20 protein-coding genes are annotated in these 21,431 nt (G+C 64.4%); 7 read left to right on the forward strand and 13 right to left on the reverse strand.

The window, feature by feature from the left end; all coding sequences use genetic code 11:
- Positions 1-42 precede the first annotated feature (42 nt).
- Together mnmA and BXE_RS02265 are read right to left on the reverse strand one after the other, a co-directional pair.
- The gene (gene mnmA / locus BXE_RS02260) at positions 43-1,188 is read right to left on the reverse strand and encodes a tRNA 2-thiouridine(34) synthase MnmA (RefSeq protein ID WP_011486814.1); all 1,146 of its coding nucleotides are present in this window, start codon (positions 1,186-1,188) and stop codon (positions 43-45) included.
- Between the two features lie 69 nt (positions 1,189-1,257).
- The gene (locus BXE_RS02265; protein ID WP_011486815.1) at positions 1,258-1,737 is read right to left on the reverse strand and encodes an NUDIX hydrolase; all 480 of its coding nucleotides are present in this window, start codon (positions 1,735-1,737) and stop codon (positions 1,258-1,260) included.
- 243 nt (positions 1,738-1,980) lie between these two features.
- Between BXE_RS02265 and BXE_RS02270 the strand changes: the two genes are divergently transcribed.
- From BXE_RS02270 to BXE_RS02280, 3 genes are all read left to right on the forward strand, one after another.
- Positions 1,981-3,123, forward strand: a complete 1,143-nt coding sequence (locus tag BXE_RS02270) for a Re/Si-specific NAD(P)(+) transhydrogenase subunit alpha (protein ID WP_011486816.1) — start codon at positions 1,981-1,983, stop codon at positions 3,121-3,123.
- An 80-nt stretch (positions 3,124-3,203) separates the two neighbouring features.
- Complete coding sequence (locus tag BXE_RS02275) at positions 3,204-3,536, forward strand: NAD(P) transhydrogenase subunit alpha (RefSeq protein WP_007179302.1); 333 nt, start codon at positions 3,204-3,206, stop codon at positions 3,534-3,536.
- Entirely contained in the window at positions 3,536-4,990 is a 1,455-nt protein-coding gene (locus tag BXE_RS02280) for an NAD(P)(+) transhydrogenase (Re/Si-specific) subunit beta (protein ID WP_011486817.1), read from the forward strand. The genes BXE_RS02275 and BXE_RS02280 overlap by 1 nt, the downstream gene beginning before the upstream one ends.
- Positions 4,991-5,041: 51 nt before the next feature.
- Here the strand turns inward: BXE_RS02280 and BXE_RS02285 are convergent, their stop codons facing one another.
- From BXE_RS02285 to BXE_RS02320, 8 genes are all read right to left on the reverse strand, one after another.
- Entirely contained in the window at positions 5,042-5,782 is a 741-nt protein-coding gene (locus BXE_RS02285) for a helix-turn-helix transcriptional regulator (RefSeq protein ID WP_011486818.1), read from the reverse strand.
- A gap of 72 nt (positions 5,783-5,854) precedes the next feature.
- Positions 5,855-6,238 (reverse strand): VOC family protein, encoded by a 384-nt coding sequence (locus BXE_RS02290; protein WP_011486819.1) that lies wholly within the window; start codon positions 6,236-6,238, stop codon positions 5,855-5,857.
- Between the two features lie 238 nt (positions 6,239-6,476).
- On the reverse strand, positions 6,477-7,769 hold the full coding sequence (locus BXE_RS02295) for a THUMP domain-containing class I SAM-dependent RNA methyltransferase (protein ID WP_011486820.1): 1,293 nt from the start codon (positions 7,767-7,769) through the stop codon (positions 6,477-6,479).
- Between the two features lie 131 nt (positions 7,770-7,900).
- Positions 7,901-10,069 (reverse strand): site-specific recombinase, encoded by a 2,169-nt coding sequence (locus BXE_RS02300; protein WP_011486821.1) that lies wholly within the window; start codon positions 10,067-10,069, stop codon positions 7,901-7,903.
- Position 10,070: 1 nt separating this feature from the next.
- Positions 10,071-10,823: a PqiC family protein gene (locus BXE_RS02305; RefSeq protein ID WP_011486822.1), complete on the reverse strand. Its 753-nt coding sequence runs from the start codon at positions 10,821-10,823 to the stop codon at positions 10,071-10,073.
- Entirely contained in the window at positions 10,820-12,478 is a 1,659-nt protein-coding gene (locus tag BXE_RS02310; RefSeq protein WP_011486823.1) for an intermembrane transport protein PqiB, read from the reverse strand. Before BXE_RS02310 ends, BXE_RS02305 begins: the two co-directional genes overlap by 4 nt.
- Entirely contained in the window at positions 12,471-13,121 is a 651-nt protein-coding gene (locus BXE_RS02315) for a paraquat-inducible protein A (RefSeq protein ID WP_007179294.1), read from the reverse strand. The genes BXE_RS02310 and BXE_RS02315 overlap by 8 nt, the downstream gene beginning before the upstream one ends.
- A gap of 7 nt (positions 13,122-13,128) precedes the next feature.
- On the reverse strand, positions 13,129-13,884 hold the full coding sequence (locus BXE_RS02320; RefSeq protein ID WP_011486824.1) for a paraquat-inducible protein A: 756 nt from the start codon (positions 13,882-13,884) through the stop codon (positions 13,129-13,131).
- Between the two features lie 437 nt (positions 13,885-14,321).
- On the opposite strand from BXE_RS02320, the gene BXE_RS02325 reads away from it, so the two are divergent.
- From BXE_RS02325 to BXE_RS02340, 4 genes are all read left to right on the forward strand, one after another.
- Positions 14,322-14,882, forward strand: coding sequence for a cytochrome b (locus BXE_RS02325; RefSeq protein ID WP_011486825.1), 561 nt, complete (start codon positions 14,322-14,324; stop codon positions 14,880-14,882).
- Positions 14,883-14,890: 8 nt separating this feature from the next.
- On the forward strand, positions 14,891-15,454 hold the full coding sequence (locus BXE_RS02330; RefSeq protein WP_011486826.1) for a YceI family protein: 564 nt from the start codon (positions 14,891-14,893) through the stop codon (positions 15,452-15,454).
- Positions 15,455-15,520: 66 nt separating this feature from the next.
- Positions 15,521-16,090 carry a YceI family protein gene (locus tag BXE_RS02335; RefSeq protein WP_011486827.1) on the forward strand — a complete coding sequence of 190 codons (570 nt, stop codon included), beginning with the start codon at positions 15,521-15,523 and terminating at the stop codon, positions 16,088-16,090.
- A 280-nt stretch (positions 16,091-16,370) separates the two neighbouring features.
- A complete protein-coding gene (locus BXE_RS02340) occupies positions 16,371-17,648 on the forward strand; it encodes an MFS transporter (protein WP_011486828.1) in 1,278 nt (425 codons plus the stop codon).
- A gap of 137 nt (positions 17,649-17,785) precedes the next feature.
- Here the strand turns inward: BXE_RS02340 and secF are convergent, their stop codons facing one another.
- From secF to yajC, 3 genes are all read right to left on the reverse strand, one after another.
- Positions 17,786-18,736: a protein translocase subunit SecF gene (secF, locus tag BXE_RS02345; protein WP_011486829.1), complete on the reverse strand. Its 951-nt coding sequence runs from the start codon at positions 18,734-18,736 to the stop codon at positions 17,786-17,788.
- Positions 18,737-18,756: 20 nt separating this feature from the next.
- Complete coding sequence (gene secD / locus BXE_RS02350; protein WP_011486830.1) at positions 18,757-20,844, reverse strand: protein translocase subunit SecD; 2,088 nt, start codon at positions 20,842-20,844, stop codon at positions 18,757-18,759.
- A 118-nt stretch (positions 20,845-20,962) separates the two neighbouring features.
- Positions 20,963-21,292: a preprotein translocase subunit YajC gene (gene yajC / locus BXE_RS02355; RefSeq protein WP_007179286.1), complete on the reverse strand. Its 330-nt coding sequence runs from the start codon at positions 21,290-21,292 to the stop codon at positions 20,963-20,965.
- Positions 21,293-21,431: the final 139 nt, after the last annotated feature.

Below are 21,431 nucleotides of genomic sequence, written 5' to 3' on the forward strand. Positions count from 1 at the left end.
CGCGCGGCGGCGCGCTGCATTGCCGATCGATTGAATGCATGGTCAACGGGCGGTCAGCAGCGCCGCTTTCTGAGGCTGTCGTGTGGCCGGCTGGCCGGTCACCGCATGTTCGATGATGCCGCCGCCCAGGCACACGTCGCCATCGTAGAGCACGGCGGATTGCCCTGGTGTGACAGCCCATTGCGCCACGTCGAAATTCAGTTCGAACAGGCCTTCGCCGGCTCCCGCCGAGCTGAACGTGCACGGCGCGTCCGCTTGCCGGTAACGGGTTTTCGCGCCGCACGCAAAGCCGTCCGCCGGCGGCTCGCCCGCCACCCAGCTCGTGTTGCCCGCTGACAGCGTATGGCTGAGCAGCCACGGATGATCGTGGCCTTGCGCGACGTACAGCGTGTTCGACGGGATGTCCTTGCCGGCCACGAACCACGGCTCGCCGCTGCCGTCCTTGCTGCCGCCGAGTCCGATGCCCTTGCGCTGCCCAAACGTGTAGAACGCGAGGCCGATATGTTCGCCGACCACTTTGCCCTCGGTGGTTTTCATCGGGCCGGGCTTGGTGGGCAGATAGCGGTTCAGGAAGTCGCGGAACGGCCGTTCGCCGATAAAGCAGATGCCGGTCGAATCTTTCTTCTTCGCATTGGGCAGCGCGATCTGTTCGGCGATTTCGCGCACTCTGGTTTTCGGAATTTCGCCGAGCGGAAACAGCGTTTTCGACAACTGCGCCTGATTCAGCCGATGCAGGAAGTACGACTGATCTTTCGTATGGTCGAGCGCCTTCAGCAGCTCGAAGCGGCCGTTGTTCTCGCGCACGCGCGCGTAGTGGCCGGTCGCGATGGTTTGCGCGCCAAGCGACATGGCGTGATCGAGGAACGCCTTGAACTTGATCTCGGCGTTGCAGAGCACGTCCGGATTCGGCGTGCGGCCGGCCGAATATTCGCGCAGGAATTCGGCGAACACGCGGTCCTTGTATTCGGCGGCGAAGTTGACCGCTTCGACGTCGATGCCGATCAGGTCCGCCACCGAGACCACGTCGATCCAGTCCTGCCGCGTCGAGCAGTACTCGCTGTCGTCGTCGTCTTCCCAGTTTTTCATGAACAGGCCGACCACGTCGTAGCCCTGTTCCTTCAGCAGCCACGCGGTGACCGACGAATCGACGCCGCCCGACATGCCTACTACGACTTTCTGCTTGCTCATAAGGTGCTCACTGGGTGCTGCATGACTTCATGGATCGTGGGCGGCCGCTCGTGACGGCCGCCGCGATATTTACTGTTTGGGCCCGACCGAATGCGTGTGCACGAAGTCGAGCGGGAAACGCCGGCCCGCGAGGTAGTCGTCGAGACATTGCATGACGAGCGGCGTGCGGTGCCGTTCGGGACAGGCGCGCAATTCGCCCGCGCTCATCCACAACGTGCGGACGATGTCAGGGTCGAGCGCGCGCTCCGGGTCGGGCTCGCCGCCTGCGCCGCAATAGGTGAAGCGCAGGTAGGTGACACCCTCGTTGCCGGGCCGCTCGAAGTGGGTCATGTACATGCCCACCAGCGCCTCGGGCGCGAACGGATGGGCGGTTTCCTCGAGCGTTTCGCGGACCACCGCTTCCAGCAGCGTTTCGCCCGCTTCCAGATGGCCGGCGGGCTGATTCAGGCGCAGGCCGTCGGCGGTATGTTCCTCGACCACGAGAAAGCGCCCGTCACGCTCGACGATGGCCGCGACGGTGACGTGCGGCAGCCAGGTTTCCGGTTTCATGGGTGCGCATTTTACCGTTTATAGGCCTCGCCTGCCGGGAAGCGGACCGGTGCGCGGCGTTCCGCTCCACCGGCCCGCAGACCCGCCACGACGCAGCCTGCGTCCGCCAAGGCCCCCCGCATTGTCCCCGATTTCGACGCGGCGCCCGTTTCGGTTAAAGTGAGGCGTTAGCCGTTGCACTTGCAAGCCGGCGTGCCTCGTCGGCGGATCTGTCGTAAAACAGGAAGTCGAGGAGGAACAACGATGCACATCGGAGTGCCAGCCGAGACGCGCGCGCACGAAACCCGCGTCGCCGCGACGCCCGAGACGGTCAAGAAGTACGTGACCCAGGGCCACCGGGTCACGATCCAGAGCGGCGCCGGCACCGGCGCAAGCTTTCCTGACGACGCCTTTACGGCCGCCGGCGCGGAGATCGTCGACGCCGCGGCCGCTTTCGGCGCCGATCTCGTTCTCAAGGTGCAGTCGCCGACCGACGCCGAACTGCCGCTTCTGAAGCGCGGCGCGGTGCTGGTCGGCATGCTCGATCCTTTTAATACCGAAAACTCATCAAAGCTGGCGGCAGCCGGCGTCACCGCGTTCGCGCTCGAAGCCGCGCCGCGCACCACGCGTGCGCAGAGCCTCGACGTGCTGAGCTCGCAGGCCAACATTGCCGGGTATAAGGCGGTGCTGCTCGCGGCCACGCTGTACCCGCGCTTCATGCCGATGCTGATGACCGCCGCCGGCACCGTGAAGGCCGCGCGCGTGCTGATCCTGGGCGCGGGCGTGGCGGGCTTGCAGGCGATTGCGACTGCGAAGCGTCTGGGCGCCGTGATCGAAGCATCTGACGTGCGTCCCGCGGTCAAGGAGCAGATCGAATCGCTCGGTGCGAAATTTCTCGACGTGCCCTACGAAACCGACGAGGAGCGTGAAGCCGCCCAAGGCGTCGGCGGTTATGCGCGGCCTATGCCGCCATCGTGGCTCACGCGTCAGTCGGCGCTAGTTCATGAGCGCGCCAGACAGGCTGACGTGGTGATTTCCACCGCGCTGATTCCGGGGCGCGCCGCGCCGACCTTGATCTCGGTGGAAACCGTGCAGGCGATGAAACCCGGCTCCGTGCTGGTCGATCTCGCGGCGGGACGCGGAGCCGAGTACGAAGGCCGGCGCGGCGGCAACTGTCCGTTGACCGAAGCGGATCAGGTGGTGATCAGGCACGGCGTGTCCATCGTCGGCTATACGAATCTGGCCTCGATGGTGCCCGCCGACGCGTCGTCCCTCTACGCGCGCAACCTGCTCGATTTCCTCAAGCTGATCATCACGAAGGAAGGCGCCCTGAACATCGATCTCGCGGACGACATCGTCGCGGCCACGCTGCTGGCCCGCGACGGCGAAGTCGCGCGCAAAGCCTGAGCAGTCAATTGCATGGGACCGAGGTAAGCGCCGACGCGCTTACTCTGGCCGACATCGAATCAATACATAGGAGAGCGGCGATGGAAGTCATCAACCACACCGTCATCAACCTGATCATCTTCGTGCTGGCGATCTACGTCGGCTATCACGTGGTCTGGAACGTCACGCCCGCGCTGCACACGCCGCTGATGGCCGTGACCAACGCGATTTCGGCGATCGTGATCGTCGGCGCAATGCTCGCTGCGGGACTGACCTTGGGCGCGCCGGGCAAGTTCTTCGGCACGCTGGCCGTCGCACTCGCGGCGGTCAACGTGTTCGGCGGATTCCTCGTGACGCGGCGAATGCTGGAGATGTTCCGCAAGAAAGAGCCGAAGAAGCTGATTGCAGACAAGACGGCAAAGGAGAACGCGTAATGAGTCTGAACGTCGTCACGCTGCTTTATCTGGTCGCGTCGGTCTGCTTCATTCAGGCGCTCAAGGGGCTGTCGAATCCGAAGACCGCGCGCATCGGCAATACCTTCGGCATGGCCGGGATGGCGATCGCGATCCTCACCACCATCGCGCTGATCGTCAAGCAGGCTAACGGGCTCGGGTCGAACCTCGGTTTGGGGCTTGGACTGCTGCTGGTCGCGCTGGTGATCGGCGGCGCGATCGGCGCGTTCGTCGCCGCGCGCGTGGAAATGACCAAGATGCCGGAGCTGGTCGCGGCGATGCACTCGCTGATCGGTCTGGCCGCCGTGTGTATCGCTTATGCGGTGGTGTCCGAGCCGGCGGCGTTCGGTCTGGTCGATCCGGAGAACACCGCGCCGGGTTTCCTGCCGTATGGCAATCGCGTCGAGCTGTTCATCGGCACGTTCGTCGGCGCGATCACGTTCTCCGGTTCGGTGATCGCGTTCGGCAAGCTGTCGGGTAAGTACAAGTTCCGCCTGTTCCAGGGTGCGCCGGTCGTGTATGCCGGGCAGCATCTGATCAACCTGCTGCTCGCGCTCGCGATGCTCGGCTTCGGCGTGATCTTCTTCCTCACGCAATCGTGGCTGCCGTTCATCATCATGACGGTGATCGCCTTCGTGCTGGGCGTGCTGATCATCATTCCGATCGGCGGCGCGGACATGCCGGTGGTGGTGTCGATGCTGAATTCGTACTCGGGCTGGGCGGCGGCGGGCATCGGCTTCTCGCTGAACAATCCGATGCTGATCATCGCGGGCTCGCTGGTGGGGTCGTCGGGTGCGATTCTGTCGTACATCATGTGCCGTGCGATGAACCGCTCGTTCTTCAACGTGATTCTCGGCGGCTTTGGTAACGAGCCGGGCGCGGCTGCCGCGGGCGGCGCGGCTGAACAACGTCCGGTGAAATCCGGTTCGGCCGACGACGCGGCATTCATGCTCGGCAACGCAGAGACCGTGGTGATCGTGCCGGGTTATGGGCTGGCGGTGGCGCGCGCGCAGCATGCGTTGAAGGAGTTGACCGACAAGCTGGTCGGAAAGGGTATCGAGGTGAAGTACGCGATTCACCCGGTGGCCGGACGGATGCCGGGGCACATGAACGTGCTGCTCGCCGAAGCCGAAGTACCGTACGACATGGTCTATGAAATGGACGACATCAACGGCGAGTTCGGCCAGGTCGACGTGGTGCTGGTGCTCGGCGCGAACGACGTGGTGAATCCGGCGGCGAAGAACGATCCGAAGTCGCCGATCGCGGGCATGCCGATCATCGAGGCGTACAAGGCGCGCACGGTGATCGTGAACAAGCGCTCGATGGCGGCGGGTTACGCGGGTCTCGACAATGACCTGTTCTACATGGACAAGACGATGATGGTGTTCGGCGATGCGAAGAAGGTGATCGAAGATATGGTGAAGGCGGTGGAATAAAGCCGCCTGGAACAGGATGGCGGTTTGCCTCGCAACGGCAAACCGCCATCCTCACTTCGACCTGGCATTCACATGTCGCAACAGATCCGCAAGCCGTTTGCCTTCCTGATCCGGATACTGTTCGAGCACCTGAAGATTCTGGATCTTCTCCAGTCCGAAATTGCGGAAATCGCTGCGCAATTCACACCACGCGCCAAGCGTCCAGCGCGCGCCCCAATACGCGAGTGCAAGCGGCCAGACCCGTCGTTCGGTCGCCGCGCCATTCACGTCGACGTAAGCGAAGCTCACCACGTGCCGCGTATCGATCGCGCGATGCAGCGCGTCCAGTTGCGCCGAAAAATTACCCTTGATGTGAAACGACGGCGCGAAAACCGCCAGCCTTTCCAGCGCCGCGCGCTTGTCGGCGGGCATGGCCGAAGCGATTTTGGCGAGCGCGCCGCGCGCGCCGCCGGCAAAGGCGGCGCCTCCCCATGACTCGAGCATGCGTGCGCCCGCGGCGAGCGCGGCCAGTTCGTCGGCGGTGAAGGTGAGCGGCGGCAAACTCGCCGTGCGGCTCAGCCGGTAGCCGATGCCGGCTTCGCCCTCGATCGGCACGCCAGACAGTTGCAGATCACGCACATCGCGATAGACCGTGCGCAGCGAGATATTCAGCCAGTCGGCGAGTTGCTGCGCGGTGGTCAGACGCCGTCCGCGCAGCAGTTCGGCGATCTGGAACAGGCGGTCGGCGCGGCGCGTCATCGTGGGCGTGGTGTAGAGGAGGACCGGGACAGTCCCGCGATGATAGCGCCGCATGCCGCGCTCCGGTCGGCGTTCGTGCGCGGCGCCTCGCGCCCGCCGCGCGTGAGCGTCGTGATGCGCTTGAGCTTAACCGTTTGTCCGCGAATGCAGGCCGAGGCGGTTGCCTTCCGTATCGGTGAAGAACGCGATATAGCCGATGTCCTGCGGCAGCTTGATTACCGGACCGTCGGTCTTGCCGCCGGCTTTCTCCACGCGCGCGAGGGTGGCGTCGACGTTCGGCTGCGCGTTCAGGTAGACGAGCACGCCGTCGCCGGTCGGCGTCATCGAGGGGCTGTGGACGATCGCGCCGCCGGTGGCCGGTTCCTCGTAGCCGAACACGGCGATCGGCTGGCCGCCGATTTCCTGCACGTTCAGTTTGACGTCGAGCGCGGCCTCGTAGAAACGAACGGCGCGATCGAAATCGACGGACGGAATCTCGAACCATGCAACAACTTTGGATGATGTGGACATGTCACTCTCCTGGGGATGGCGGGTAAGCCGTGCAAAGCGCCGGATGGCGTGAGAAGGAGTGTGCGGGGGTGCTACTGACAGCGTGGTGTCAGTAGGGAGTGGCAGGAGCAGTGAAAGAAGCGGTGAAAGCAGCGATGGGGCCGAAGCAGGCGGCAGGCGAAAAAAACCGCGAGGCCGGTTCGCGGCTCGCGGTTCTTATCGCCTCGCAGCGGCAGCGCCGAAAGCGCTGCGCTGTGCGTCAAGCCGCCGGCGTATCGGTTTGCGGCCGCTGCCGCACGCTGCCCGCGATCAGATCGAAGCGGAACAGCCGGCATTCGAGCGCGCCGTTAAAGAGCGGTGTCTTGGTCGATTCACGCAGACGCAACTGGCCGGGCAGCTTGCGGTCCGATGTCAGGATGAACGCATGCCAACCGGTGAAGCGTTGCTTGAGCGCGTCGCCGAGCGACTGGAAGAATTCGCTGTCCGGCGTTTCCTCCTGGGCGCGGCGAAAGCCGTCGTCTTCGCGGCTGTCACGATTGCCGCGGCCTTCACGAAGCTCGCCGCGCGCATTGCGTCCGCGCACTTCGATCCGTTCGCCATAGGGCGGATTCGCGACGAGAATGCCCGCCGCGGATGAGGGCGGCGTCATGTTGCGCGCGTCGAGCTGCTTGAGCGGAATGGACGGCAAGCCGGCGCGCTGGAAGTTGGCGCGCGCCTTGTCGAGCATGTCGCCGGAAATATCGCTGCCGAAGATCTGCAGATCGGCGCGTGAATTACGCGCGGCGTGTTTCGCGTCGAGCGCGGCGGCCTTGAGCGTTTGCCAGGTTTTGGCCTCGTATTGCTTGAGCTTCTCGAAGCCGAAGCGGCGTTCCGCGCCCGGCGCGATATTCAGCGCCACCTGCGCGGCTTCCGCGAGGAACGTGCCGCTGCCGCACATGGGGTCGTACAGGGGCGTGCCGGCGGTCCAGCCGGTCAGACGCAGAATGCCCGCGGCCAGATTCTCGCGCAGCGGCGCCGCACCCTTGTCGAGGCGCCAGCCGCGCTTGAAGAGCGGGTCGCCCGAGGTGTCGAGATACAGCGTGCAGTCGGTGGCGGTGAGAAACGCGAACACGCGCACGTCGGGCATGGCGGTGTCGATACTCGGACGCGCGCCGCTGACTTCGCGCAGACGGTCGCAGATCGCGTCCTTCACGCGCAGTGTGGTGAATTCCAGGCTGCGCAGCGGCGATTTGATCGCGGTGACGTCCACCCGCAGCGTTTCGTTTGCCGAGAACCATTGTTCCCAACGCTGTTCGACCGCGAGCGCGTAAATGTCCTGCTCGCTGCGATACGGACGATGCGCGACTTTCAGCAGCACGCGGCTCGCGAGGCGCGAGTGCAGGTTGGCGGCCATGCCGGCGGCCCAGCCTCCGCGGAAATGCACGCCGCCCGGCACTTGTGCGCCGGCTGTAAACGGCGCGCCGTTCAGGTGCTGGGCGGCAATTTCGGCGAGTTCGGCCGCGAGCGAGGCTTCAAGGCCGCGTGGGCAAGGGAGGAAGAAATCGAAGGACATTGAGGTTGCCGGAAGGCGTTGGATAAGGCGCTATTGTACGCGGTCGGGGTGGGCGGCCCTGCGCGATTGCCTGGCGGCAAGCCGCGGCCGGCTGGGCGCGCGGCGCGGCGAGCGGTTTCTGCCGCCAGCCTCTACCTGGCTGCGCGTGCCGCTTTTGCCGGCCAGACGAGTTCCAGCGGATGCCGGAACAGCCGTTGCCAGATCGCGCCGCGCAGCGAGCGCACCGCGTTGCGCCGCAAGTCGCGCGATTTCACCGCCATGTAGAAGGCGAGCGCGAAACTCACGGCCACGTTGAGTATCGCCATGCTGCCGACACCCGCCACCGCCCACCACAACTCCGGCAGCTTCAGCGCGTCCTTGCCGAGCACGCCGAGCGCGACGCCGATCGAGCCGGCGCTGAGCGTGACGTGACGCACTTCGAAGGAAAACGCAAACGCGGTGAGAATGGCCGGCACCAGGCCGAGCATCAGCCCGAGCGTGATATTGCCGACCACCCTCGCCACATTCGCACGGCAAAACCGCGCGATCCGCTCGGCGCCGGCCGCGCCCAGCGTCATGCGCAGACGGCGGTTATAGGTGAGGGCGTCGGCAACGCGATGCAGCACGAACCAGTTGTCCGCCCAGCCCGCAAGCAGGCTGGACGACCACAGCAGCACGCCGGTCAATGCGGCGTAGAACGGTGTCGGCCCCCAGAGCGAGAAGGAGTGCAGCGTGGCGTGCGCCTTCTCCGGCGAAATGATGTTGGCGCGAAACAGCGCATGCCACAGCAATTGCACGCCGAAGCACACGGGAAACACCAGCAGGACGTTGCCGAGCACCGCGGCGGCCTGGGTGCGCATCAGCGCGGTCACTGAACTGACGAAGCTGTCGACCCCTGCCGGCGTGCCGACACCGTCGAGTTCCCGCGCGAGCGTCGGTGCGGTCATGGCCGGCTGCTTGGTGGCGAGCGAGAAGTGCAGGAAGTGCATCAGCAGGAAACTCGCCGCGTAGTTGATGCCGGCCAGCAGGCCTTCGAACATCGCCTGAAAATGCGCGCCGGTAATGGCGAATTTCACGCACACCGTGACGACGGTGACGAGACCGCCGCCGGCCGCCATGCGCAGCATCTTCAGATATTCGGCGCGATCGCGGGCGATGTAATGCTCGCCGGTATCGGCGCTGTATTCGACGACCTTGCGCGCCAGCAGCGAAAAGTTGCTGCGCACCAGGTGCGCGACGCTCTGGCTCGCATGGTTCGCGTTGACGAGTTCGGCGGTGAGGCGCGCGCCTGCGTGCGGATCGTCTTGCGCCATCCAGGCATTCAGCAGATGCTCGGCGCGAACGATCCGCATGCGCATCCGTTCGACCTGGAACACGATGTCGACGCTCACGCCGTTGCGATAGAGATGCGCGAAGACGTTGTCCGTCGCGCCGCGGCATTCGTCGAGCAGCAGCCGCAGATAGTTGACCTCGTGCAGCAGCGGCTCCTGCGGGCCGCCGGCCACGAACGCCTGATGGACGGTTTCGACGGCGAGCATTGCGCGCGTGAGCCGGTAGAACGGCTGCTTTTCCATCGCGACGCGCACGTCGCTGGCCTCGTGCGCGGCATGGCCGTCGCGATCGCGGTGCGCGTGAGCGGAGCCGCGCTCGTCCGGATCGGCTCGGCCCAGACGGCTGCGCACGGTTTGTGACAGGCCCGTGGAACTGATCTGGCAGGTCAGGTTATGCAGCGCGGCCAGCAGGTCGAGCGAAAACGGTGTGGTATCGCGCTGTTCGTCTTCGTCCGCCGCGTAATCGAAAAGTGCGTGGATGCGGATCAGCAGGTCGGTGGGCAGCGCGCCGATCCATTCGGCGTCCCGCTCCGAGCTGAACATGAGCGTGACGATCGCGGTGAGGTCGCGCCGGTTCGGCGCGGGCGGAATCAACGCGGCTTCGAGTCGCTCGAACAGCGCACCGAAGAAGCCTGAATGCACGGGCATGCCGGCGTCGCACAGCAGCGAGAGGCCGTCGCTCTCGCGCAGCAGGGCACGCAGAATACCGGCGACGTTGCCCTTCCAGACCGGGTTGCGGTCGAGCACATGGAGGAGATAGCGGATTCGCGTGTGCGTTGGCGTGGAGTGGTGGGCGTTGTCTCCAGCGGCGGCTGCGCCGGCCTCGACTGCGTGGCCCCGGCGAATCCAGTGGGCGAGTTCGATCAGCCATTCGCTACGCTCCGGATACGGTGCGGTCCGGTCGGCGATTGCCAGCAGCGCATCGAGCTGGTGACCGCCGTCGCGCGAAGCGCGCCATTTCCTGATGAATCGTCTGAGCGAGTCGAACACTTCAGGCGCCGGCTCCCGCAGTGCTGTCCGCTGAAGGACAGGGTGGCACGGCCACACTCACCGCTGTCCCCTTGGTCGAAGCCGAAGCGGCTCCCCTCGTGCCTTGACCTTGCGGCGCAGCGGCAGCCATTGCCTGCACGGCGGAAGCTATCTGCACGGATATCCGCTGCAGCGCCTGCCGATGCCCGTCGACCAGTGCGTCGTACCCGCCGCTCACCGGTGCGCTGACCACGCTGCGGCACGTCATCACCGCGTTGCTGCGTACCGAGCGGACGCTCCACACTGCATCGATCAACGCATGCGAGCCGGGCCATGACTCGAAGCGCTGCACGTTCATGCCGACCCGATACACCGGCGTGGCATCCGGCCGTGCGGTGCCATACACGTCGATGGTGTTCAACTGCTGCGTGAGACTCGTCGACAACGCGCGCCGGATCTCGTCGCCGGGCAGCGAAGCCCAGCGCTCTTCTTCGAGCACCTTGACCTGCGTCGGTCCCGTTTGCACGACCAGCTGATTCTTCGACACCTGCGGCGGCACGTCGATCGGCGCGACTTCGATCAGCCACGCCGGCGCAGCCGGGGTCCGGCCGCTGACCGGCGCCGCCGCTGCGGCAGTGCTGTCCGATCCCAGCGTATAGAAGCGGCTCGACGGCGACGAGCACGCCGCCAGCGCCACCAGTCCGGCCAGCGCGCCGGCAAGAACAGCACCACGCGCGAGCCCGCGCGGCGGGCGGGGGAGCCGGGCAAACATCATGGTTTATCTCCTGATTTACCGCGCAACAGCGATTCGGGATGGCGCTCCAGATAATCCGACAGCGCATTGAGCGACTGCAACGTGCGCGTCAATTCCTGCAACGCCTGATGAACATCGGACTGCAACGGCGAATCCTGCTGCAAGGTCGCCTCGGCCGAACCGAAGGTCTGCTTCGCCGCCGCGAGCGTGTCGCGCGCCTGCGGCACCACTTCCTTGTCGAGTCGCGTGAAGAGCTGATCGGCGTTCTTCAGCGCGCTGTTCAGGTTGTTGCCGATCTGGTCGAACGGCACTGCGTCGAGCTTCTTCGCAATGTCGGCGACCTGGAGCTGCAACTCGTCGAGCGTGTTCGGAATGGTCGGCAGTTCGAGCGGATCGCTCGCCACGTCGACGGTTGCCGGCGGCGCCTTCGGGAAGATGTCCACCGCCACGTACAACTGGCTCGTAATCAGATTGCCGGTGCGCAACTGGCCGCGCAGACCATGTTTGACGAGCTGTTGCAGCATGGTTTGACCCGCCAGGCTGCCCGGTGCCGGCGCGGTCTCGCGGAAGCGTCTGCCAAGCCGGTCCGGATAGAGGTTCATCGTCACCGGCATGGTGAAGCTGCGCGTCTTCGGATCGTAGTCGATGCCGATGTTGGTCACCTGGCCCAGCACGATGCCGCGGAAATCGACCGGCGCGCCGATCGACAGGCCGCGCAGCGACTGGTTGAAGTTCATCACCACGCGCAGCGGCACGCCGTCCGGTTCGCGCATCGCATCGGCTTCATCCGAACCGAGGCGGAAGGTCATGTTGTTCGGCGCCTGCGCGCCTACGCCCTGACCCGGCGGCGACTGGAACGACAGCCCGCCCACGATCACCGTTGCAAGCGACTGGGTGTTCAGCTTGAAGCCGCTGGAATCGAGCCGCAGATCGACGCCGCTCGCATGCCACCAGCGCGAATTGGTGCCGACATACTGGTCGAACGGCGCGGACACGAAGACCTGCATGGTCACGCCGGTGCCGTCCTTGTCGAGCGAGAAGCCGACTACCTGGCCGACCTGCACGCGCCGGTAAAAGATCGGCGAGCCGATGTCGATCGAGCCGAGCGAGTCGCCATGCAGGATGAACTGGTGGCCCTTCTGGTCGCCGGTAATCGGCGGCGGGGTTTCCAGGCCGACGAAGTTCTTCTCGGTATCCGGCGAATGGCCGGCGTCCGCGCCGATGTAGGCGCCCGAGAGCAGCGTGGTGAGACCCGACACGCCGCTCGCGCCGACACGCGGCCGCACCACCCAGAAACGCGAATCCTTGACCGCGAAGTCTTCGCCTTCCTTGGTCAGCTGGACCTGCACCAGCACGTGCGACAGATCTTTCGACAGCGTGATGGTCTTCACGGCGCCGACGTCGACGTCCTTGTACTTCACCTTGGTCTTGCCGGGTTCGAGGCCTTCGGCGCTGACGAAACTGATCGTAATGGTCGGGCCTCTCGCGGTGACCGATTTGATTACGAGCGCGATGCCGATCAGCGCGGCAATCAGCGGAATCACCCAGACGAGCGAAGGCAGCCAGCGGCTGCGCGGTTCAATGTCAGGGTCGGGGAGTTGGGGCGGCAGCTTCGGTCCGTTCGAATCGTTGCGCGGCGCATCGGGGGCGGGCGTCGGTTCTTGCGGGCTAGTCATGTTTGAGATCCTGAGGTTTTGGGGTACTGCCTTCCACGTGGTCCCAGATGAGGCGTGGATCGAACTGCATGGAGGCCATCATGGTCAGAATCACGACCGAGCCGAAAGCGATGGCTCCGGGGCCCGCCGTAATCACGGCAAGCGACTTGAAGCGCACCAGCGCGACGGTCAGCGTGACGACGAACACGTCGAGCATCGACCAGCGCCCGATCCGCTCGACCATCCGGTAAAGCGTGATGCGCTGATCGGGCCGCCAGCGCGAACGGCGCTGCGCCGTGATGGTGAGCAGCACCAGCACGCTCAGCTTGAGCATCGGCACCATGATGCTGGCGACAAACACGATCACCGCGAGCGGCCAGTCGCCCGAGGTCCAGAAATAAACGACGCCGCTCATGATGGTGTCGTCTTCGGAACCGAGCAGCGACGAGGTGTGCATCACGGGCAGCAGATTCGCGGGAATATACAGCAGCGCGGCGGCGATCAGCAGCGCCCAGGTGCGCATGAGACTGTCGGGATTGCGCGAATGAAGGTGCGCGCCGCACCGTGAACAGTGCTGCGCCGTGACGGAACGAATGCGCGGCTCGACGCGTCCGCACGCATGGCAGCTGACGAGACCCGCGCTTCTCGCGGTAACGTATTTCATGGCGTGCTCACCCTCGACGTGGTGCCGGCGGCACGACCGGCGGCAAGGCGGACGGTTCCGCGCCAAGCACCTCGGGCGGCGCGGGCGGTCCCGCGACCGAGTTGAGCGCGGCCGCCGCGCTGTCGGCGGAAGTGCGCGGCAGCGGCCGTTGGTCGCGGGCGCCCAGTTCGTCGGCGAGGTCCCACAGAATGCGCGGATCGAACGTGACCACCACGGCGAGCATCAGCGTGAGCACGCCGAACGCAAACAAGGCCGCTTCCGGAATCACGCGCGCGAGACTCACCATCTTCACGATGGTGATCAGTATTCCGAGCATGAAGACTTCGATCATGCCCCACGGGCGCACGAATTGAATGGCGCGCAGCACCCGGTTGAAGGCGTGCGGCACATAGCCGGCGCGTAACGGGATCAGCACGTAGAGCAGCGCGACGAGTTCGGTCAGCGGGAACAGAATGGTCGAGCAGAACACCATGACCGCGACGATCTGCATGTCCTCGTCCCATAGCGCGATGAGCGCGCCGAACAGCGTGGTCTGCGAGGTGATGCCGTTGGTTTCGAGTTCGACGATCGGGAAGCCCTGCGCGATCAGGAAGGTGATCAGCGCGCCCAGCGTCATTGCGCTGACGGCGTCGAGCCGGCGGGAGATGCCGCGATAGAGCGTGGCCCCGCAACGCGGACAGCGCGCGACCGTGCGCCCGACGAGCCGGGGTTTGCGGAACAGCGTATCGCATTCATGGCACGCAATCAGGTTGTCATGTTCCATAGGGCAGAGGGCTGACAGTGTGAGGGGAAGCGTGCAATGCCCGTTTCTTTGGCAGGTCTGATCAAAGTGTGGAGCAATAGTACCAAACGCGCCCGGCCGTCGCATCGGCCATTGTGCTGAGCCGCGTGGCGAGCTGCGATCGTGAACCGCGGCGGCTTTCGGGCGACGGTCAATGCTACATCGTGCGGCATCGAACCGGTATAGCTCTGACAATCTCCGTCCCTAATTGTTCAATGTGCGCGGCAGATGCGGCGAATTCCCAGGGAGGCGTCTCCGGCGACCCTCTGCCAGTTTTTTCCGATTGGGGTAGCATGGCCGCCTTGGTGCGTGCCACGGCAGGCAGGATGCTGCCGTCTGTGCCGATGCCTTACGCATGGCCAGCCGGAATATCCGCGCGGGCTGCGCCGTTAACCTCTCTTAGCTTGCGTCGACCTGTCATGGCACTCAATCCTTCATTCGGCAGCCGGGAGTCGTACACGCGGACTGCCATTGCCTTGCACTGGCTGATCGCGTTGCTGATCGTATGCGGCTTCGCGCTCGGTTGGGTGATGACCGATATCCCGGGTTTCACGCCGACCAAGCTGCGCTACTTCTCGTGGCACAAATGGATCGGCGTGACGGTGTTCGCGCTCGCCGTCCTGCGCATTCTGTGGCGCGCCACGCACTCGGCCCCTGTGATGCCGCGCCGCATGCCGGCCTGGCAGCGCGGCGCCGCGCATGTCGTGCATCTGCTGCTGTACGTGCTGATGATCGCGATCCCCGCGTCGGGCTACCTGTACAGCTCGGCGGCCAACGTGCCGGTGGTCTACCTCGGGCTGATTCCGCTGCCGCGCCTGATCGCGCCGGACCCGCACCTCAAGGAACTCCTGAAGAACGTGCATATCACGCTCAATTACACCTTGCTCGTGCTGGTCGCGCTGCATGTCGCGGCTGCGCTCAAGCATCAATGGCTGGATCGCGACGGCCTGCTTTCGCGCATGCTCCCTTTCCTCAAATAAGGACAACCATGAAGGTCTCGTTTTATCGCTACATGCTCGCCGCCTTCGCCGCGGCCTCGTTGACCGTGGCCGGCAGCGCCCTCGCGCAGGTGGACGTCGCGAAAAGCTCGGTGACTGCGACGTCGAAGCAGATGAACGTGCCGGTGGAAGGCAAGTTCGGTAAATTTACCGCGCAGGTCAGGTTCGATCCGGCAAAACCGGCCGAGGGTTCGGCGCAGTTCAGTATCGACGTGGCCAGCTACGATCTCGGCGACGAAAGCTACAACGACCAGGTGCGCGGCAAAGACTGGTTCGACGCCAAGACCTATCCGAGCGCCACCTTCGTCTCCAGCGCGATTGCGCCGGCCGGCGGCAACCAGTTCAAGGTGACCGGCAAGCTGACCATCAAGGGTAAATCGCAGACGGTGGTGGTACCGGTCACGGTAGCCCAGCAGGGCGCAATGCAAATTTTCGACGGTTCGCTGCCGATCAAACGCTCGCAATTCGATATCGGCACCGGCGAATGGAAGGACACCTCGGTGGTCGCCGATGAGGTGGTCATCAAGTTTCATATCGTTGCAGCACGCAAGTGACGCTTGCCGCGCCACTCGGGCGCGCGGCTTTTTTCAGGAACCTGGGAGCACGAATTGAAAACATCCATGTTGATCGCCTTCGGGGCGCTGGCTTCTTCTTTCTCATTGGGCGCGTTCGCGGCCGCTGATACCTATCAGCTCGATCCGACCCACACGTATCCGAGCTTCGAGGCGGATCACTTCGGCGGCCTTTCGGTGTGGCGCGGCAAGTTCACCAAGAGCTCCGGCACGGTCACGCTCGACCGCGCGGCGAAAACCGGCACGGTCGACGTGACGGTCGATCCCGCCTCGGTTGATACGGGCAACGGCAAGCTCGACGAGCATCTGAAGTCGGACGCGTTCTTCGACGTCGCCAAATATCCGTCGGTAACCTACAAGGGCACCGATATCAGGTTCGACGGCGACAAGCCGGTGGAAGTGATCGGCAACCTGACGATTCGCGGCATCACCAAACCGCTGAATCTGAAGATCGAGTCGTTCAAGTGCATGCAGCACCCGGTGCTCAAGCGCGAGGTGTGCGGCGTGGAAGCGAGCGCGCATTTCAACCGTGCCGACTACGGCATGGATTTCGGCGTCAAATATGGCTTCAGCATGGATACCAAACTGCATATCCAGTCCGAAGGCATCAGGCAATAGGCGCTCAGTGCTTCTATCGCGTTCGGCTGCCGGATCGCGCGGCCGTTGCGTCGCAACAAAAAAACCGCTTCGAACTCGCTTTGGCGACGAAGCGGTTTTTTGTCGTTCGCACGAAACGCCGGAAGCCTTATGCAGCGGTGCCGCGCAATTTCGCACTCGCGCCGTATTAATTTTTCGGGTACATAGAGCGCAGGCACCGCATTGGTTGTGCGCGCATCCAGTCGGGCATTCAGGCGTGAAGCCGACATCAATAATATTTTCGCGCGAATCGGAGATCTGCATGAACGCAACGACAGCAGCAAGCCTCACGGGAAGCCGGCAGAGTTCGTGGCGCGCGGTGGTCGCGGCCTCGATCGGCAACGCGTTGGAATGGTTCGATCTGGTGGTGTACGGTTTTTTCGCGGTGGTGATCGCGAAGCTGTTTTTCCCGGCCGGTAACGACACGGTCTCGCTGCTTCTCACGCTCGGCACGTTCGGCGTGTCGTTCTTCATGCGGCCGCTCGGCGCGATCGTGATCGGCGCCTATGCCGACCGTGCCGGCCGCAAGGCGGCGCTCACCCTGTCGATCCTGCTGATGATGGCCGGCACGCTGATCATCGCGATTCTGCCGACCTATCAGAGCATCGGTCTCGCCGCGCCGGTGATCCTCGTGTTGGCGCGTCTGATGCAGGGCTTTTCGGCGGGCGGCGAGTTCGGCAGCGCTACCGCCTTTCTCGCGGAACACGTACCGGGGCGGCGCGGTTTTTTCGCGAGCTGGCAGGTGGCGAGCCAGGGGCTCACCACGCTGCTGGCCGCCGGCTTCGGCGTGCTGCTCACCGGCCAGCTCTCGCCGGAGCAGATGAGTTCCTGGGGTTGGCGCGTGCCGTTCTTCTTTGGTCTGCTGATCGGGCCGGTCGCCTGGTATATCCGCACGAAGCTCGACGAGACGCCTGAATTCCTCGCGGCCGAAACGACCACGACGCCGCTGCGCGATACCTTCACCAGCCAGAAATTGCGCCTGCTGATCGCCATCGGCGTGGTGGTGCTCGGGACGGTGTCGACCTATCTGGTGCTGTTCATGCCGACTTTCGGCGTGAAGCAGTTGGGACTGGCGCCCTCGGTGGCGTTCGCGGCGATCGCATTGACCGGCTTGATCCAGATGGTGTTCTCGCCGCTGATCGGCCATCTGTCGGACCGGCATGGGCGCACCACGATCATGCTGGCTTCGGCGTTGCTGCTGCTTGTCCTGATCTACCCGGCTTTCGTGTATCTGGTTGCGCATCCGACCTTCGGCACCCTGATCGTCATGCAGATCGTGTTCGGCTTTCTGATGACCGGGTATTTCGCGGCGCTGCCGGGTCTGCTTTCGGAGATGTTTCCGGTGCAAACGCGTACGACCGGCATGTCGCTCGCCTATAACATTGCCGTGACGATTTTCGGCGGTTTCGGGCCGTTCATCATTGCGTGGCTGATCAGCGTGACGGGCTCGAAGGCCGCGCCGAGTTATTACCTGATTTTCGCCGCGGCCGTGAGCCTCGTTGCGCTGATCGCGGCGCGGCGCAAGCTCGGCTTTCGCTGAGGCCGGCGCCGTGCGTTGCGGCTGCGAGATGGCGCAGCGCGACGGCTGAGCAGGGCCGGAGGGCGGCGGTAAACGCAAAAGGCCGGTTCAATCATGAACCGGCCTTTTTTGTTGCGAGGTCTGACGCTACAACAGGATCAGACTTGCGCGCCTGCGTTCGGATCGTCCGCGTCGGTGCGTTCCTTCCTGTCCTTGATCAGATCTTCGCGCTTCACGCCGAACCACATGGCGAGCGCCGCGGCGACGAACACTGACGAGTAGATACCGAACAGAATACCGACCGTCAGCGCGAGAGCGAAGTAGTGCAGCGTCGGGCCGCCGAACAGGAACATCGAGAGCACCATCATCTGCGTACAGCCGTGGGTGATGATGGTTCGCGACATCGTGCTGGTTATCGCGTGGTTGATGACTTCGATCACGCTCAGCTTGCGTTCGCGGCGGAAGGTCTCGCGAATCCGGTCGAAGATAACGACCGATTCGTTCACCGAATAGCCGAGCACCGCAAGCACCGCGGCCAGCACCGACAGCGAGAACTCCCACTGGAAGAACGCGAAGAAGCCGAGAATGATGATCACGTCGTGCAGGTTCGCGATCACGCCGGCCACCGCGTACTTCCATTCGAAGCGGAACGACAGGTAGATCACGATGCCGATCACCACACAGGCGAGCGCAAGCAGGCCGTCGGTGGCGAGCTCCTTGCCGACCTGCGGGCCGACGAACTCGACACGCTGCAGTTGCACCTGCGGGGTATCGGCCTTCAGCGCGCTCATCACCTGGTCGCTCTGTTGCGCGGACGTATAGCCCTGCTTGAGCGGCAGACGGATCAGCACGTCGCGCGAGGTGCCGAAGTTCTGCACCTGGGCGTCGGCGTAACCGAGCTTGCCCAGCGTGCCGCGCACCGGTTCGAGCGGCGCGGCGCCCGGATACTGCACTTCGATCACCGTACCGCCGGTGAACTCCACCGACAGATGCAGCCCGCGATGCAGCAGGAAGAACACAGCAGCAAGGAACGTTAGCAGCGAGATGGCGTTGAAAATCAACGCGCGCTGCATGAACGGAATGTCTTTGCGGAAACGGAAAAATTCCATGGTCTTGTTTTCTCCGGGACTCAGCGGGACGAACCCGGTTTCTGCGGTGTATTCGTGGAACCCGGCGATGAACCCGGCGTACCGGTCGACGACCCCGGCGCATTGCGGCGGCGTACGGTCGGCTTGCCGGCGCGTGCCTGCGCGACCGCGGCTCTCGCCTTCGACGGCTTGGCGGCGACCGCGGCGACGGCTTGCGCGGTGTCGGTGGAGGCGTCTTCGCTACCGAGGTAAGCCGCCGAGCCTGCGGGCGCCGTATCCGGACGCCACACCTGGCCGATGGCCAGCGACTTCAGCTTCTTCTTGCCGCCGTACCAGAGGTTGACGATGCCGCGCGAGAAGAACACCGCCGAGAACATCGACGTGAGAATGCCGATACAGTGCACGATCGCAAAGCCGCGCACCGGCCCCGAGCCGAATGCGAGCAGCGCGATACCGGCGATCAGCGTGGTGACGTTCGAGTCGAGAATCGTTGCCCAGGCGTGCGCGTAGCCGTTCTGGATGGCCAGTTGCGGCGGCGCGCCGTTGCGCAGTTCCTCGCGCACCCGCTCGTTGATCAGCACGTTCGCGTCGATCGCCATACCGAGTGCGAGCGCGATAGCGGCGATACCCGGCAGGGTGAGCGTGGCCTGCAGCATGGACAGCACCGCGATCAGCAGCAGCAGGTTGACCGACAGGCCGATCATGGAGATCACGCCGAACAGCATGTAGTACGCGATCATGAAGACGGCGATCGCCGCGAAGCCCCACACCACCGAGTGGAAGCCCTTCCTGATGTTGTCCGCGCCGAGGCTCGGGCCGATCGTGCGTTCTTCGATGATGTCCATCGGCGCGGCCAGCGAACCAGCGCGCAGCAGCAGCGCGAGGTCGGCGGCGCCTTGCGGCGTGGCCTGGCCGGTGATCTGGAAGCGGTCGCCCAGTTCCGACTGGATGGTCGCCACCGTCAGCACTTCGCCCTTGCCCTTTTCGAACAGCACCATCGCCATAGGCTTGCCGATGTTGTCGCGCGACACGCTGGCGACCGCACGGCCGCCGGCCGAATCCAGACGGATGTTGACGGAAGGACGTTGATGCTCGTCGAAGCCCGCCGACGCGTCGATAATCCGGTCGCCCGTGAAGATGATCTGCTTGCGCAGCAGTACCGGCGTCTGGTTGCCCTGCGTGAACAGTTCGTCGCCCGGCGGCACCGGATCGGACGGGTTCGGATGCGTGTTGACCGGGTCGGCCAAGCGCGCTTCGAGCGTTGCCGTGCGGCCGATGATGTCCTTCGCCTTCGCCGTGTCCTGCACGCCCGGCAGTTCGACCACGATACGGTCGGAGCCTTGCTGCTGGATCACCGGCTCGGCCACGCCGAGTTCGTTCACGCGGTTATGCAGCGTGGTGATGTTCTGCTTGAGCGCGGCGTCCTGCACGGCTTTCTGCACTGTCGGCGTGAACGTGCCGACCAGTTGCACGCCGCCGTCGGGACCGGTTTGCGAGGCCCACTGGAGTTCGCTGATGCTGCGGCCCAGTTGCTTCGATGCGATGTCCGCCGTCGCCTGGTCGGCGAAATTGATCACCACCGTCTGGTTCACGCGGTTCACGCCGCCGTCGCGGATATTGCTGTCACGCAGGAGCGTGCGCGCGTCCGAAGCGTCCGAATCGAGCTTCTTGTTCAGCGCGCCGGCCATGTCGACCTGCAGCAGGAAGTGAACGCCGCCGCGCAGATCGAGGCCGAGGTACATCGGCAGCGCGTGCAAGGCGGTCAGCCAGCGCGGCGACGCGCTTTGCAGATTCAGCGCGACGATGTACTGCGGGTCGCTCGGGTCGCTGTTCAGCGACTTCTGCAGCAGGTCCTTCACGCGCAGCTGCGTGTCGGTGTCCGGCAGACGCACGCGGATGTTCGCGTTGGTCGCCGAGTTGTCGAACGTGACGTCGTCCGGCTTGATCTGATTCGCGGCGAGCGCGGCTTCGACAGCCGACAGCGTGGTCGAGTCGAGCTTGACCGTTGCCTTGCCGCTCGACACCTGCACCGCCGGCGCTTCGCCGAACAGGTTGGGCAGCGTGTACACGAGGCCGATGACCAGAGCCACCAGCATCACGGCATATTTCCAGAGGGGGTAACGATTCATGAGTGGTCCAACGGGAAGGTTGGCTTGGAAGCGATGCGTCCGGCGATGAGCGCGGGTGATTCAGCGTTGTTCCGCCAGAACCGCCGGCGAGGCCGCGCCGGACGCGAGAGAGCAGGCCTTACAGCGACTTGATCGTGCCCTTCGGGAGAATCGTCGTGACCGACGCTTTTTGCACGGTGATTTCCGTGCCTTCCGAGATTTCGACGCCGACGTAAGCTTCGCCCACCTTGGTCACCTTGCCGACGATGCCGCCGTTCGTCACCACTTCATCGCCTTTGGCCATCGCGGCGAGCATGTTGCGATGTTCCTTCTGGCGCTTCATTTGCGGGCGAATCATGATGAAGTACAGCACGCCGAACATCAGGATCAGCGGCAGGAAGCTCATCAGGTTCGATTCAATGCCACCTGTTGCTGTGCCTTGGGCGAAGGCATTGGAAATGAACGACACGTTGGTCTCTCCGTTATAAGTCAAAACGATCAAAAAAATCAGCCGGTTATTCTACCACTGGCCCGACGCGCGTCGGCGCGGCGAATCGGCTTTGCGATCAACCGTTTAAAGCCTGCTTCGCCGTCTTTACCGCCGTCCG

This window comes from Paraburkholderia xenovorans LB400 (assembly GCF_000013645.1).
In the GTDB taxonomy this organism is placed as follows: domain Bacteria; phylum Pseudomonadota; class Gammaproteobacteria; order Burkholderiales; family Burkholderiaceae; genus Paraburkholderia; species Paraburkholderia xenovorans.